Origin of the sequence: Shewanella woodyi ATCC 51908 (assembly GCF_000019525.1) — a bacterium.
GTDB lineage: Bacteria > Pseudomonadota > Gammaproteobacteria > Enterobacterales > Shewanellaceae > Shewanella > Shewanella woodyi.
Genome location: NC_010506.1, coordinates 3,739,019 through 3,752,561, shown reverse-complemented (window position 1 = coordinate 3,752,561; position 13,543 = coordinate 3,739,019). Strand labels below are relative to the sequence as shown.

Sequence of the window (13,543 nt, the reverse complement as noted above, 5' to 3'; positions counted from 1 at the left end):
CAGAAAAATGTTGCTTCTCGCCATGCCCTTCGGGAGTTCCCGTAGAATCGCTGCATTGCGTTAGTGATATCAACAAGGGAATAACCATTCTCCTCAATCACTGCCTTGTTCAGCTATCCTACGGGAGCTCTGAAACGAGCACCTTGAGGTAGCTTGGGTATAATCTAAACGGAAGTCTATTTTGACACTCTCGCGTATTCCCCCTCATTGTTAAACGAGAAAGCATGAAATTTATCCATACATCCGATTGGCATATTGGCCGTCAACTTCACAACCAAAGTTTGCTTGAAGATCAGCGTCATGTACTGGCACAAATTGTCGAGTTGGCAGTGACTCATGAGGTCGATGGAGTGATCATCGCCGGAGATATCTATGACCGCTCAATTCCGCCTGCCAATGCGGTTGCCTTGCTCGATGAGGTGGTGAACCGTTTAGTCAATGAGTTGAAGATCCCTGTGATCATGATAGCGGGCAACCATGATGGTCATGAGCGTTTAGGTTTTGCTTCTAGGCAGATGAGAGAGAGCGGTTTACATATTATCGGGCCGCTTAAGCCCACACTGACTCCAATCGTACTGAAAGGAGATACCGGTGATGCGGTGTTTTATGGTCTGCCCTATGCCGATCCGGCGACGGTACGTCATCTGTTTGAGTCTGAGGTAAGCACCCATGAGCAGGCGATGGTTGAACTACTTGAACAGGTCCATAAGCACGATAGTCAAGGACTACCTAAAGTGGTGATCAGCCACTGTTTCCTTGATGGCGGTAGTGAGTCTGAATCTGAGCGCCCTTTGAGTATTGGCGGCGCGGATAAAATATCACCTTCACTGTTTACACCATTTAGTTACACGGCGCTGGGTCATCTTCATGGCCCTCAATTTAAAGGGGAGCCGCAGGTTCGTTACTCGGGCTCTATTTTAAAATACTCTTTCAGTGAGCAACACCAGAAGAAGTCGGTGACCTTAGTTGAGCTGACAGCTGAAGGGGAGGCGAGCATTGAACTGTTACCGTTAACGGCGATGCGTGATGTGCGCATTATCGAAGGTGAACTCGATACCTTATTAGAGGCTGGTAAAGCGGATCTTCACCGTGATGATTACCTGATGGTTAGATTACTCGATAAGCGGGCGATTTTAGATCCCATGGGCAAACTCAGAGAGGTATACCCTAATGTGTTGCATCTTGAACGTACTGGCTTAATGGCCAATAACAGCCAACTTGCTATTGGACGGGATCAGATCAAAAAGGGAGAGCTCGACATGTTTACTGACTTCTTCTCTCAAGTGTCTGGTGAACCTATGAGTGAAGCGCAACAAACTGTGATGGTTGATACTATCGATGAGCTACATAAGCAGGAGCGCACATCATGAGACCCCTTAGGCTAGCAATGTCAGCATTCGGTCCCTTTGCCTCGACTCAAGAGGTCGATTTTTCAGCATTGGGGACTAATCCGCTCTTTTTAATCAACGGACCTACTGGTGCAGGTAAGACGACCATTTTAGATGCTATCTGCTTTGCTCTTTATGGTAAAACCACAGGTGATGAGCGCGAAGGCAGCCAGATGCGCTGCGATGTTGCCGATGATAATTTACTGACGGAGGTGACCTTTAGTTTTTGCTTAGGTGAGGCGCAGTATCGTATTCGTCGAGTGCCCGAACAGGATAGGGCTAAAAAAAGTGGTGAAGGTTTTACGGTGCAAAAGCCGGAGGCACAACTTTATCGCATAGAGCAAGATGGCACTGAGCATCTGCTGGTGGCAAGTAAAGTCTCTGAGGCAACCGCCGAGATTGAACAGCTTACTGGCTTAGATGCCGATCAATTTCGTCAGGTGATGGTTCTACCTCAGGGGAAGTTCCGCGAGCTGTTAATGGCGGACTCGAAAGAGAGAGAGAAGATATTTAGTCAGCTGTTTCAGACGCAAATTTATCGAAAAATTGAAGATAAATTAAAGCAGCAAGCATCGACGATTAGAAATGATGTCAAAGAGCAGCGGGCAAGACGAGATGGCATTATGCAAAATGTCGAGCTTGAGTCTGATGAGGCGTTAAATAGTGAGTTATCACAGCTAACGCCGCAGCTTGAACAAGCGTTAGCGAGTAAAGAGCAGGCAAAAACAGCATTGATAGAGGCTAATAAGCAGTGTGAGTCGGCTAAGTTGCTTATCAGTGATTTTGATACCCAAGCCAAATTACAGCAGACAGCAGTGTTACTCGCCGAGCAGAAAGTCGATATTGAGCTGCGACAATCCCGGATTGAAAATGGCCAAAAGGCGCAGCAGATAAAACCTGTGTTAGAGGTGTCACAATCTCGAGAGTCGGAGATGCTTCAAACCCAGAGCCTTGTGACACAAGTTCAATCTGCCAAGTTGCAAAGTGAGCAAGCTCTTACACTTGCCCAAGCTAAGTTTAATACTTTGGGCAGTGAGGAGGGTAAGCTACAAAAAGCCCAGAGTGAAGAGATGGGCTTGACCCAGTTACGTCCTCAACTTCAAGGCCTAGATAACCTACAAAGAGAGCTAAATCAAGCTTGTATTAAACTTGAGCAGGCAAAAGCGAAAGGGATAAAAGGCAAAGAGGCGTTAAGTGCGCTGCAACTTGAGAGAGTAACGGCTGAGCTGCAGGTTCCTCAACTTGAGCAGCAAGCAGCAGAGCAGCTGAATGCACAGCAAGCGTTAACCGCTCATCAGGACACATTTGAGCGTTATCAGCAGTGGCAACTTGTTGCCATTAATGCCGATAAAACTCAGCAAGCACTGTTGTTGGCTGAAGAGAAAGGTAAACAACTTCGTCTCGATGCTAAAGCAAAAGAGCATGATTTTGATCAGCTGCAACTTATCTGGCATCGTGGCCAAGCCAGTGTATTGGCACAAAAACTCAATCCAGGTGAGCCTTGCCCAGTATGTGGCAGTGCAGAACACCCCAGTCCCGCTTTGAGTGAGCAATCATTGCCCTCAGAGGAGCAGTTGGAGCTAAGCAAGCAGGCGTGTGAAGCGGCAAATCAAGCGTTAAATCAAGTTATCTCCGACTACAAAGGGATAAAAGCACAGCTGCAGGAGCAGGTGAAGTTAAGGGATGAATATCAATCTAGGCTAGGAGAGTGGTCGTCTCACTCAGCTGATTCATTACAGGCTCATCAGCAGCAGTTACAGCTTCAGGTCAATCAAGCTAATGAAGCGGCCCAAACACTCACCAAGCTTAGGTTACAACTACAAGACTCGCAGGCGCGGGAACGGGGGCTACAGGATAAACTTGAAGCCGAGCGAGAGCATTATCATGGACTACAAAGTCGTGCCTCTGAGCTTCAAGGTAAACTGGAGCAGGTGTTAGGGGGGATCCCAGAGCAATATTGCAGTTTAGAGCAGCTTGAGAGTGCTATAGCGCAAGTGAAGCAGACTCTTTTAGCGCAGCAGCAGATAATTGATACCATTCGCCAAGCTCACACCCAAGCGCTTGAACAAGATGCGGCGCAGAAAGCCGCGTTGGCGTCGGCTCAGTCAAGTTTTGAACAGGCTCAAATTCAAAGTGACAAAGCACAAGCTGAGCTAAGTGAGCACTTATTGGCGTCAGGTTTTAAGGATAAAGAGGCATTAACTCATGCTTTACTCTCGAGCGAAGAGTTGAAGCTGATTAGCGATGAGATAGCCCAATATCAGCAGAGCTGTATCGCTAATCAAACCTCCTTAAATCAACTCGATGAGAAGCTGGCCGCGCAAGTCAGACCTGAATTGACAACGCTTGAAGCTGGCTTGGCTGTCGCCCAGACTAAACAGGGAGAAGCAGAAAACAGCTGGCAAACTCTGCAGAGCCGTGTGACGCAACTAACACATACCCAGAAGCAGTTAAAAGAGGCGGATGATCAGGCGAAGAAGCTTGAAGATGAGTACGCCATTATCGGCACACTATCGGATGTGGCTAATGGACAAACGGGCAATAAGATAAGCCTACAACGTTTCGTGTTAAGTGTGCTGCTTGATGATGTTCTGCTTGAGGCGAGTCAACGTCTGCAGCTAATGAGTAAAGGGCGTTACCGCTTAATACGTAAGGAGGACAGGGCGAAGGGAAACAAAGCTTCTGGTTTAGAGCTGGAAGTGGAGGATGCTTACACCTCTAAGGTGCGACCCGTGGCGACATTAAGTGGCGGAGAGAGCTTTATGGCTGCATTGTCGATGGCATTGGGATTGTCTGATGTTGTGCAGGCTTATGCTGGTGGGATTAAGCTAGATACGCTGTTTATTGACGAAGGATTTGGCAGTTTAGATCAAGACTCACTGGATCTTGCTATTCGCACCTTGATGGACCTTCAATCTGCTGGACGTATGATTGGTGTTATCTCCCACGTCTCTGAGATGAAAGAGCAGATAGGCACACGTATCGATATCCTTAAAACCGCGCTTGGCAGTAAAACGTCGATAGTATTGCCCTAATTGTCACTTCTCTTAAGCTCAGATTGGTGTCTATGCAATCTGAGCTTGTAGAGATTATTGGCATTTGTGCAGTTAAACAGTTTGTATCTTGGCTTTTTTTTGGTATAAATTAGGCTGCAAGTGCTTTTTTAAGCGTAATTACTTCATATTTTTACACTTGTAACTAAACCGCATGAGTCACCAAGGGGATTGTAAATAGTATTGCAGTCGTAGGTGATGTTTTGATGTCAGGATTGCTCCGGTTTTATGTCAGTTAAGTTAAAAACATAATAAAGATAGATGGGGCTAAAGTTGCATACTCGTAGAACGTCATTTTTTAAGATGCCGCAGTTAAATGTTCTGGCAGCATCATTTTCGCAAAAATCCAATTTTAATAAGAGATTGTTGTTAGGCGCAGGTTTGCTGATTGGCGCAGCCATACTTTGGCCTAGTCATCAAGAATCATTGCCTCAACGTGTTCCTGTCGAACTCGATATTGATGCTATTTTGGCACAATTGACCCCTTCAACGCCTGTCGAGGTCCAGAGCAGTCAACCAGATTATGTGAAGAGTATTGTCTCTGGCGATACCTTAAGCGGCCTGTTTGTGGATGCTGGGGTAGATCAGCAGAGCATGTACCATGTGCTTGAAGCGGATCTGGATGTACTGGCGCTCGATACACTGAAACCCGGGAATAAGATCAGCTTCTGGTTGGATGATAAAGGTGAGCTGCAAAAGTTAGAGCTCTATTTCTCTGCGGCTCGTCAGGTGGTATTTAGTCGTTTCGATGACGGTGATTATAAGGTTGATGAGATTAATATTGATGGGATCTGGCAAAACCGCACGGTTTCCGGAGATATTCAGGGATCTTTTTACCTCTCAGCGAAAAGAGCTGGTTTGAATGCGGCTGAGATCCAGCGTATCGAATCTCTGCTTAAAGAGAAGTTAAACTTCGCCAGAGATCTTAGGGCGGGTGATACATTCTCCGTATTGATGAACGATCAGTTTATCGATGGCAATGCCACTGGCTCCAGTGATATTTTGGGGATCACCATTCATCGTGGTCGTAGCGATATTAATGCATATCAAAACAGTGATGGTAATTTTTATGACGATCAGGGACGCAGTCTATCCCGTGCTTTTCAGCGAATTCCGTTACAGAAAAACTACCGTATCAGCTCTAACTTTAATCGCAATCGTCACCACCCAGTCACTGGGCGTGTTACCCATCATAATGGCACCGATTTCGCGACGCCCATAGGGACTAAAATTGTCGCCCCAGGTGATGGTATTGTCTCCTTGGTCACCAAACACAGATTTGCAGGCACCTATGTGGTGATAGAGCATGGCAATAAATACCGTACCCGCTATCTGCACCTGTCAAAGGCGTTAGTGCACAAAGGACAGAGAGTCTCACGGGGACAGGTGATTGCGTTATCGGGGAACACTGGCCGAGTAACTGGGCCTCATCTTCACTATGAGTTCCACGTTAATGGCCGACCAGTTAACCCGATGAAGGCCAATATTCCGATGGCAAGTAAGCTGTCGAGCAAAGAGATGAGTGAGTTTCAGCAACTCGTTAAGATTCGTCAGATGATGATGGGACAAGATGTGTAGTGAATAAAAATACCAGCGAAAGCTGGTATTTTTTTGTCTATTGGTTGAGCGTCAGCACTATGGAGATAAAGCGTAGTACAGTAGGATGCACTGTAAGTTATTGAAAATTAAATATGTAGAAGTTCAACTGTCTGCATACCTGAATTTGAACGTTCAAATTCAGGTGATAATCTTAAGTTTGAACCCTTTTTTCACCTAGCCTTGCTACTGTGGTGAAAAGCATAACGAACAAGACGGCAGTTATTGGGCTAAAACATCGCGAGTGAAGCCTGATGTGTCGTAATCATTGTGATAAAAGGGGATCAGACTTGATGAAGCGCAAACGGCTATTTGTATGTATATCTATGTTGCTGATGACAGCTGTAGGCTGTCATCAGCAACAACAAGCGTTAAACTTAGCTTTAACCCCCGCCACGCCATTGTCGGCTCATAAACAGCAACGTTTAGCCAATGTCGAGCAGAATGTCGAAAGCCTATTGGCTCAAATGACACTCGATGAAAAGATCTCTTTAACTCACGCTAATGCTAAATTTTCTATCGCTGCCATTGAACGATTAGGTATCCATGAAATGTGGATGTCTGATGGCCCTCATGGGGTTCGCCATGAAATCGAGCGCTACAGCTGGAACTCGGCCAATTGGCAAGACGATCAGTCGACTTATCTGCCGCCATTGACAGCAGTGGCGGCCAGCTGGAACCGAGAAATGGCAGCGCTGCATGGCAATGTACTGGGAAGCGAAGCGCGACAACGTAACAAAGATGTCATTTTAGGCCCCGGTGTTAACCTGGCGAGATTGCCACTTTATGGGCGTAATTTTGAATATTTAGGCGAAGACCCGTTTTTGGCTGCTAAGTTAGTGGTTCCCGCAGTTAAAGCTATCCAATCAAATGACGTTGCGGCATCGGTGAAACACTATGCGCTAAATACTCAAGAGCTGAATCGTATTGGTGTAGATGCGAAACCTGATGAGCGCACATTAAGAGAAGTATATTTGCCCGCATTTGAAGCTGCGGTGAAACAAGGCAACACCCATACCATCATGGGCGCATATAACCGCTATTACGGCACGAATGCTAACCAAAGCAAGCATTTGGTGATGGATATTCTCAAAGGTGAGTGGGGCTATAAAGGGGTGCTATTGACAGATTGGAATGTCGATATCAATACCTATGATGCAGCGATGAACGGCCTTGATATCGAAATGGGTACGGCGGTTGATAGCTTTGATGACTACTTTTTAGCGCAACCATTAAAGCTGATGATAGAGTCTGGCAAGGTTCCTATGGCCGTGCTCGACGACAAAGTCAGGCGTATTTTACGGGTGCAGTTATCAATAGGCATGATGGATAAACATCGTTTGTCAGGTCAACGTAATACGACTGAACATCATCAGGCCGCCAGAAAAATCATTAGTGAAGGGATTGTGCTGCTAAAAAATGAACAGAAGGTGCTGCCATTGGAGGCAAGCAAGCTTAAAAATGTATTAGTACTTGGCCCTAATGCAGAGGTTTTACATAGTCAAGGCGGGGGATCGTCTGAAGTTAAGCCATTATATGAAATTTCACCACTGCAAGGTTTGCAAAACAAACTCGGTGCTGACGTCAATATTACCGTGATGCGGGCTCAAAATAGTGCTGGCGTTGCCCCCATTGCGACAGATTACATGGCGACACGCCATTGGACCGGCACACCACAATGGGAGTTGATACGATATAAAGATGATGGTTTTGCCAATATTGAACGCCAGGATGATTGGATCGCCAATTCTAGCTACAAATCCAGTAACGCTAGTGCGCCTGAGTTTGTGCGTATGAGTACTGACATAAAGCCGCTTGAATCAGGCGAGCATATATTGAAGTTAGCACTCAAGGGGCAAGCCAGCTTACGGATTAATGGTAAGCAAGTGATGAGCGAGCAAGTGGGCAAAGAGCAAGTATTCGAGCAGGCAATCGAGTTAGATAATAACCAAACCTATCAGTTCGAGTTGCAATATGCCGGTATGGGTCATGTGACCTTAGGTTGGGACGCACCAGGCGCACTGTTTACTCCTGAAGCTGAGTACCTTGCAGCAGCTAAAGACGCAGATGCTGTTATCTATTTTGGTGGCTTATCACACGCCGATGACCGAGAAGCCATTGATCGGATTGATATGAAGTTGCCAAATGGTCAAGATGCGGTCATCAGCAAATTGTTGCAAGCTAACCCTAATACTGTGGTCTTTTTGAATGGTGGCTCGGCGGTTGAGATGCCATGGGTTGATGAGGCTCAGGCCATTGTTTGGGGCTGGTATGGTGGTATGGAGGCCGGCAACGCTTACGCCGATGTACTGTTTGGCGACGTAAACCCAAGCGGTAAAATGCCCATCACCTTACCACGGACGTTGCAAGATACCGCCCCCATAAAGCTAGATGATTACAATGCAGTGGAGTCGCTGTATAAAGAGGGGGTATTTATTGGTTACCGTTGGTTTGAGCAGCAAAAAATAACGCCTTTGTTTCCATTTGGCCACGGCTTGTCCTACACCCAGTTTCAATATAGTGACATCAAGCTGTCAGCTAACCGCTTAAAAGGCGACGAAAGTTTAATCGTGACGGCTAAAATTACAAATACAGGTGATAGTGCTGGTAGTGAAGTGGTTCAATTGTATCTGCAAGATATTGAATCTAGCGTACCGCGACCGGCAAAAGAGCTAAAAGGTTTTAGTAAAATTCATCTGCAGCCGGGAGAAACCGGTATGGTTACCATGACGCTAAACCAACGTGATTTGTCTTTCTGGGATGTAAATAGCGCTGATTGGCTAGCTGAGCCGGGTGAGTTTAAGGTGATGATAGGAGCTTCTGTCGCCGATATTCGCTTGGACAAACAGTTTAACTATCGTAATTGATCTGGTTTGAAAGATGATTTAACGGGGAGATTAGCTCCCTTTTTTATGCTTCAACCAATTGGTGTAACTTCAAGTGGCTTTACCGAACTTGCCAGCAATACGGCAAGTTCTTTGGCTACTTTTGCTGGTGAGGGCTGGTAACAGTCCGGTGGACGGCTATTTTTGGGTTATAGCCTACTGCAGTTGCTGTTTTCTATATTGACTCGGGGTTTTACCTAAACGTTTTTTAAATAGAGTATTAAAGGTCGCTTTACTGTTGAAGCCAGATCTATCCATGATCTCTATGATCGTAGTGTGTTTTAGAGCGGCATCGCTAAGCAAGCGCTGACTTTCACTAATGCGATATTGATTAATAAACTCGAAAAAGTTCTGTTCGAAGTGGCGATTGATAATTTGCGATAGCACCCGCGGGGAAAGTTGCAGTTGTGAAGCAAGGCTATCTAAGGTGAGTAATGGATTAAGAAAGGGTTTGTGTTGTTGCATGTAAGCTTTGATCTGCGCGATGCTCGACTCATCAGGTTGTTGCTTCTCATATTTAGCCCCTGAGTCGACGGTTCGCTGTTGTTGCCAAATGCCGCTAAGACCAGTTTGAAAGCGTAAACTGAAGAAGATGAGCACGCTTACCAAAATCAATACTGTGTAATTGGAAATTAGCCCGAGTAATTCATAGTCAATGTGATGGTTAAACTCAAATGATGAAAACAGGGCTAGAGACACTAAAATCGCATCAGCACGAATAAATAGAAATCCTATCACTAAGATAGCTAACCAGTTCAAGTCGACGCTTTCTAAGTTTGCAAAATTATCTTTCAGCCTTGATTGATAGCGCCTTAGCTCGACGAAACATAAGATTGCACAAAACAATCGAAAACATTCCCGTCCTAAGCCAATGAAACGCTGTGAAATAGCTTCATTACCGGCATAGTTTTGTTGTAGCTGCAGCATTTTTTCATTATCAGACAGCCAGTACCAAGTATCTAGGTGGTAGAAAAAATACAGTACTAGCGGCAGTAAAAATAGCAAGTCCTGAGGTTTGAAGCGAAAATCACGATAAATCAATGAACGCACATAGAATAATAAAAATACGGCTTCAAGCCAGTAGGCGTAACCAAACAGATAGAATAAATTGACTGAAACCTCTAAGGCATAACTGCGAAATGCTTCGCCGTAGTTAATTAATGTATCGAGTGGAATCGCAGCGTAACTGAATAGAAATAGCGCTAATAACAGATGGCTGAGCTTATTGCCTTTCTTAAATGTCAGCAGACAAAGCCCAAATAAAATGCACTGATATAAGGTGAACAGTAGTACGAGATCGTGAGTGTTAAATAGCACTGTTTTCATAAGCGATGAGCTGATTTTTATTATTATTTATAGGCCACGTAAGCCTATATTAACGTGAAACCATACACTTGTCAGTGCTGCAGGGGAGGGCTATTTACGCTTGATAGGGATTACAATCTAGATCTTCTAAAGTCAGTAGTAGGCGAAGGTCGAACTCCAGCTGGTGATAGTCCCCCTCCATATGGCAGCAAAGTTGATAGAAAGCTTTGTTATGTTCTTTCTCTTTCAGATGGGCTAACTCATGGACCACCAACATACGTAAAAATGGCTCTGGTACCCGTTTTAATCGTGACGATATGCGGATCTCATTTTTGGCTTTTGTTTTACTTCCCTGCACACGAGAGACATAGGAGTGTAACCCTAGTGCGTGGTGGCTTAGACTTATCTTATCATCGAAGAGTACTTTCGACAGGGGCTGTGACTTACGCAGATACTGGTTTTTAATTGCCATCGTGTAATCATACAGCGCCTTATCGGTACGGATCTCGTGTGCTTTAGGGTAGCGTTTGAGTAGCACCTGCTTAAGCTTATTGCTGCTGATCAGGCTTGCAACCTGATCTTGTATCTCTTGCTGGTAGCCAGTGAGGTATTTAAGTGGAGTCATAGTGAAAATCGAATGGCAGTGCTTAAAGGATAATAATTGCGAGCCTAGTATAGGGCAAGGCTCGCACTGTGTTTTAGCTAGGCTTAAACATTATCCCAAACATTGAAGATATGTTGGTTGTGATAGGCATAAGCTACATCAAATGCAGGCTTTTGGAAGCGCTTAAGTTCTAAACCGTCAAAATCAACCATAGGCGGGTTACGTTTTAGGCGCTCTTTGACGGTAACTGGCGACATTAAGATCACTGGAATGTCGAGCAGTTGAATAGCGGCTTCGGCTTTAAAGCTGGTGGCACTACCTGCCAACTTACCTTTCTGCTCGCGAGAGATAACGACCACTTTATCAACGCTGTAGTCTTGCATTAGCTTACCGAATGCAAAGTGGAAATCACGAATAGAATCAGTTGATTCTGAGTGTGAAATAACAAATGATTGTTGGCGACAATCAGGCACGTTAAAAGTCTCACCTTCATAGCTCAACAAGCAGATAATGGCTTCGCCACCTTTTAATTCAACGCCACAAACTCTCATGTTACACCTTAAAAAAAACAATATTATGCCTATTGTACAGTGAAATCTCGTTAGGGTCAGCGTTTAGATTTCGCTGAAGGGTAAATCCAGTAAATAAAATTAAAAAGTGCGACTTCTGAAATTAAGCGATAGGTTTAAAGGTCTTTTCTTCAAGAGAGAATACGAGGAAGGGAAACAGATGAGTAATCACCTTTACGGCTATCTATTAGCTGTTTTACTGCTTTTTTTATCGGGTTGTACCAGTTTAACTAAGTATCCTGTGTATGTTGAGGATGGAGTTGCAATTAATGGCTATGATGTTGTTGCCTACTTTGTTGAGAACGCCCCAGTAAAGGGGAGTGAGCAGTTTACCAGTGAGTATGGCGAGGTGTTGTGGCGCTTTAGCTCTGCAGATAATCAAGCCAAATTTGAAGATGAACCAACGCAATATCTGCCGCAATATGGCGGATATTGTGCTTATGCTATGTCACACGGTTTCGTGGTTGATACGGTACCCGAAGCCTTCAGCGTCATTAACGGCAACTTGTACCTGAATTACAGTTTAGGTGTTAGAGAAACTTGGCTCGAAGACACCGACAGATTCATTGAAGAAGCCAATAGGCAGTGGGTTAAGAAGCTGGCGAAATAAGTGCTCGCAATAAAAAAGCCCTATCGCAACTTACTGTGATAGGGCTTTTTAATGCTCACTTATGTGGCATTAATCTTCTGGTGTATCCTGAAGCTTAGATTTAGGTTTTCTTAGCATTGGCGCATCACCAATATCGATACCTGTGATAAAGCGTTTATCTTTAACGACTTTAGCCTTAGGTTTAGCATTTTTCTGCTTCGTAGAGGCTTTAGTTCGTTTCGGCTTAGCAGCCGATTTTTTACCCGCTTTAGGTTTGTCTTTCAGGCCGGTAAACTTAGCTTTAAGGCCTTCTATCGTACTGAATTCGAAAGTTTTACTTAAGAACTGCTGAACCTGTTTAAAGTTAACCCAATCTTTAGGGCCGACGAATGAGATAGCGTCGCCTTTAGCTCCTGCTCGGGCTGTACGGCCAATTCTGTGTACATACTCTTCGGCAAACTTGGGCATATCGAAGTTGATCACCAAAGAAACATTAAGCAGATCAAGACCACGAGATGCGACATCTGTGGTGACCAGAATATCCTGCATGCCACGGCTAAATTGATCCATTATCTGATTACGAGCGCTTTGATTTAGATCGCCACTGAGTGAGGCGGTATTAAAGCCCTCTTCGGCCAATTTCTTCGCTAATCTATCGGTATCTTGGCGAGTGGCGGTAAAGATGATGACTTGTTTCTGCTCACCGCGCTTAAGAATACTCTGTAATAGGGCTTCTTTATGGTCTAAGTGATCGCACAGGTAGATTTTCTGGGTAATATCTTGGTTTTCAATATTACTTGCACCTACAGCCACATGCTTTGGATCTTTTAGCAACTCCGAAGCAATCTCATTAATCTCATTGTGATTCAGGGTCGCTGAGAACATCAATGTCTGACGACGTTTATGATCCGCTGCGGCGTTGATCGCTTTAAGTTGGTCGGCAAAACCTAAGTCCAGCATACGGTCTGCTTCATCAAGGATAAGCAGCTCCAAGCCGTTTAAGTGAAAGTGATGCTGCGCTAAGTGATCGGCAAGGCGACCTGGTGTTGCAACCACAAAGTGTGGATCTCGGGCTAACGCTTTAGCTTGGTCATTGAAATTCTCACCACCAAGAATTTTAAGCGCCTTATATTGTGTGTTAGCCACCAACAGACGAAGTTGGCTATAGACCTGATTGGCAAGCTCTCGGGTCGGCAGCAAAATGAGGACTCTTGGGTCACGTTTACTGAGCGCCTTAGTTGAAATGATCCTCTGCATTGCCGGCAGTAAAAACGCTAAGGTTTTACCTGAACCTGTTTTTGATGACGCCATCAGGTCTTTTCCTGACAGACCGACAGGGATTGCCATCTCCTGGATCTCTGTAGGTGTAGTGATACCCATATGACTGAGACTTTGTAACAGGCGTGCGTCCAGGGAAAATTCGGTAAATTGCAAAGGTGTGCTCCAAGATTAGTTCGACCGAGCATTATAACCTAAGTTTATCTTGTTGAGCCATAGAGAAGCGTTGATTGATCTTGCTATCCCACATTTTTGTTATTGCGAATATTGGTTTGT

10 protein-coding genes are annotated in these 13,543 nt (G+C 45.0%); 6 read left to right on the top strand and 4 right to left on the bottom strand.

Going from position 1 to position 13,543, the window contains the following annotated elements; translation table 11 throughout:
- Positions 1–224: 224 nt before the first annotated feature.
- The 5 genes from SWOO_RS15780 to SWOO_RS26380 all read left to right on the top strand — a co-directional run bounded on the left by SWOO_RS15780 (position 225) and on the right by SWOO_RS26380 (position 9,045).
- Positions 225–1,370: an exonuclease SbcCD subunit D gene (locus tag SWOO_RS15780; RefSeq protein ID WP_012325668.1), complete on the top strand. Its 1,146-nt coding sequence runs from the start codon at positions 225–227 to the stop codon at positions 1,368–1,370.
- A complete protein-coding gene (locus tag SWOO_RS15775) occupies positions 1,367–4,423 on the top strand; it encodes an AAA family ATPase (RefSeq protein ID WP_012325667.1) in 3,057 nt (1,018 codons plus the stop codon). The genes SWOO_RS15780 and SWOO_RS15775 overlap by 4 nt, the downstream gene beginning before the upstream one ends.
- Positions 4,424–4,744: 321 nt before the next feature.
- Entirely contained in the window at positions 4,745–6,019 is a 1,275-nt protein-coding gene (locus SWOO_RS15770) for a peptidoglycan DD-metalloendopeptidase family protein (protein WP_049774474.1), read from the top strand.
- A gap of 311 nt (positions 6,020–6,330) precedes the next feature.
- Positions 6,331–8,904 (top strand): glycoside hydrolase family 3 C-terminal domain-containing protein, encoded by a 2,574-nt coding sequence (locus SWOO_RS15765; protein ID WP_012325665.1) that lies wholly within the window; start codon positions 6,331–6,333, stop codon positions 8,902–8,904.
- 6 nt (positions 8,905–8,910) lie between these two features.
- Positions 8,911–9,045, top strand: coding sequence for a hypothetical protein (locus SWOO_RS26380; protein ID WP_258955887.1), 135 nt, complete (start codon positions 8,911–8,913; stop codon positions 9,043–9,045).
- Between the two features lie 33 nt (positions 9,046–9,078).
- Here the strand turns inward: SWOO_RS26380 and SWOO_RS15760 are convergent, their stop codons facing one another.
- The 3 genes from SWOO_RS15760 to SWOO_RS15750 all read right to left on the bottom strand — a co-directional run bounded on the left by SWOO_RS15760 (position 9,079) and on the right by SWOO_RS15750 (position 11,382).
- Complete coding sequence (locus SWOO_RS15760; protein ID WP_012325664.1) at positions 9,079–10,248, bottom strand: helix-turn-helix domain-containing protein; 1,170 nt, start codon at positions 10,246–10,248, stop codon at positions 9,079–9,081.
- Between the two features lie 94 nt (positions 10,249–10,342).
- Positions 10,343–10,852: a M48 metallopeptidase family protein gene (locus tag SWOO_RS15755; RefSeq protein WP_012325663.1), complete on the bottom strand. Its 510-nt coding sequence runs from the start codon at positions 10,850–10,852 to the stop codon at positions 10,343–10,345.
- 83 nt (positions 10,853–10,935) lie between these two features.
- A complete protein-coding gene (locus tag SWOO_RS15750) occupies positions 10,936–11,382 on the bottom strand; it encodes a DUF3010 family protein (protein WP_012325662.1) in 447 nt (148 codons plus the stop codon).
- A 178-nt stretch (positions 11,383–11,560) separates the two neighbouring features.
- Here SWOO_RS15750 and SWOO_RS15745 point away from each other — a divergent pair, with 178 nt between their 5' ends.
- Positions 11,561–12,010: a YHS domain-containing (seleno)protein gene (locus SWOO_RS15745; RefSeq protein ID WP_012325661.1), complete on the top strand. Its 450-nt coding sequence runs from the start codon at positions 11,561–11,563 to the stop codon at positions 12,008–12,010.
- Positions 12,011–12,079: 69 nt separating this feature from the next.
- Here SWOO_RS15745 and SWOO_RS15740 read toward each other — a convergent pair whose 3' ends face one another.
- Positions 12,080–13,423, bottom strand: a complete 1,344-nt coding sequence (locus SWOO_RS15740) for a DEAD/DEAH box helicase (RefSeq protein WP_012325660.1) — start codon at positions 13,421–13,423, stop codon at positions 12,080–12,082.
- Positions 13,424–13,543: the final 120 nt, after the last annotated feature.

Excerpts from the sequence above, each read along its gene's own strand:
- SWOO_RS15780 (WP_012325668.1), top strand. The coding sequence starts at position 225 with ATGAAATTTATCCATACATCCGATTGGCATATTGGCCGTCAACTTCAC.
- SWOO_RS15775 (WP_012325667.1), top strand. The coding sequence starts at position 1,367 with ATGAGACCCCTTAGGCTAGCAATGTCAGCATTCGGTCCCTTTGCCTCG.
- SWOO_RS15770 (WP_049774474.1), top strand. The coding sequence starts at position 4,745 with ATGCCGCAGTTAAATGTTCTGGCAGCATCATTTTCGCAAAAATCCAAT.
- SWOO_RS15765 (WP_012325665.1), top strand. The coding sequence starts at position 6,331 with ATGAAGCGCAAACGGCTATTTGTATGTATATCTATGTTGCTGATGACA.
- SWOO_RS15760 (WP_012325664.1), bottom strand. The coding sequence starts at position 10,248 with ATGAAAACAGTGCTATTTAACACTCACGATCTCGTACTACTGTTCACC.
- SWOO_RS15755 (WP_012325663.1), bottom strand. The coding sequence starts at position 10,852 with ATGACTCCACTTAAATACCTCACTGGCTACCAGCAAGAGATACAAGAT.
- SWOO_RS15750 (WP_012325662.1), bottom strand. The coding sequence starts at position 11,382 with ATGAGAGTTTGTGGCGTTGAATTAAAAGGTGGCGAAGCCATTATCTGC.
- SWOO_RS15745 (WP_012325661.1), top strand. The coding sequence starts at position 11,561 with ATGAGTAATCACCTTTACGGCTATCTATTAGCTGTTTTACTGCTTTTT.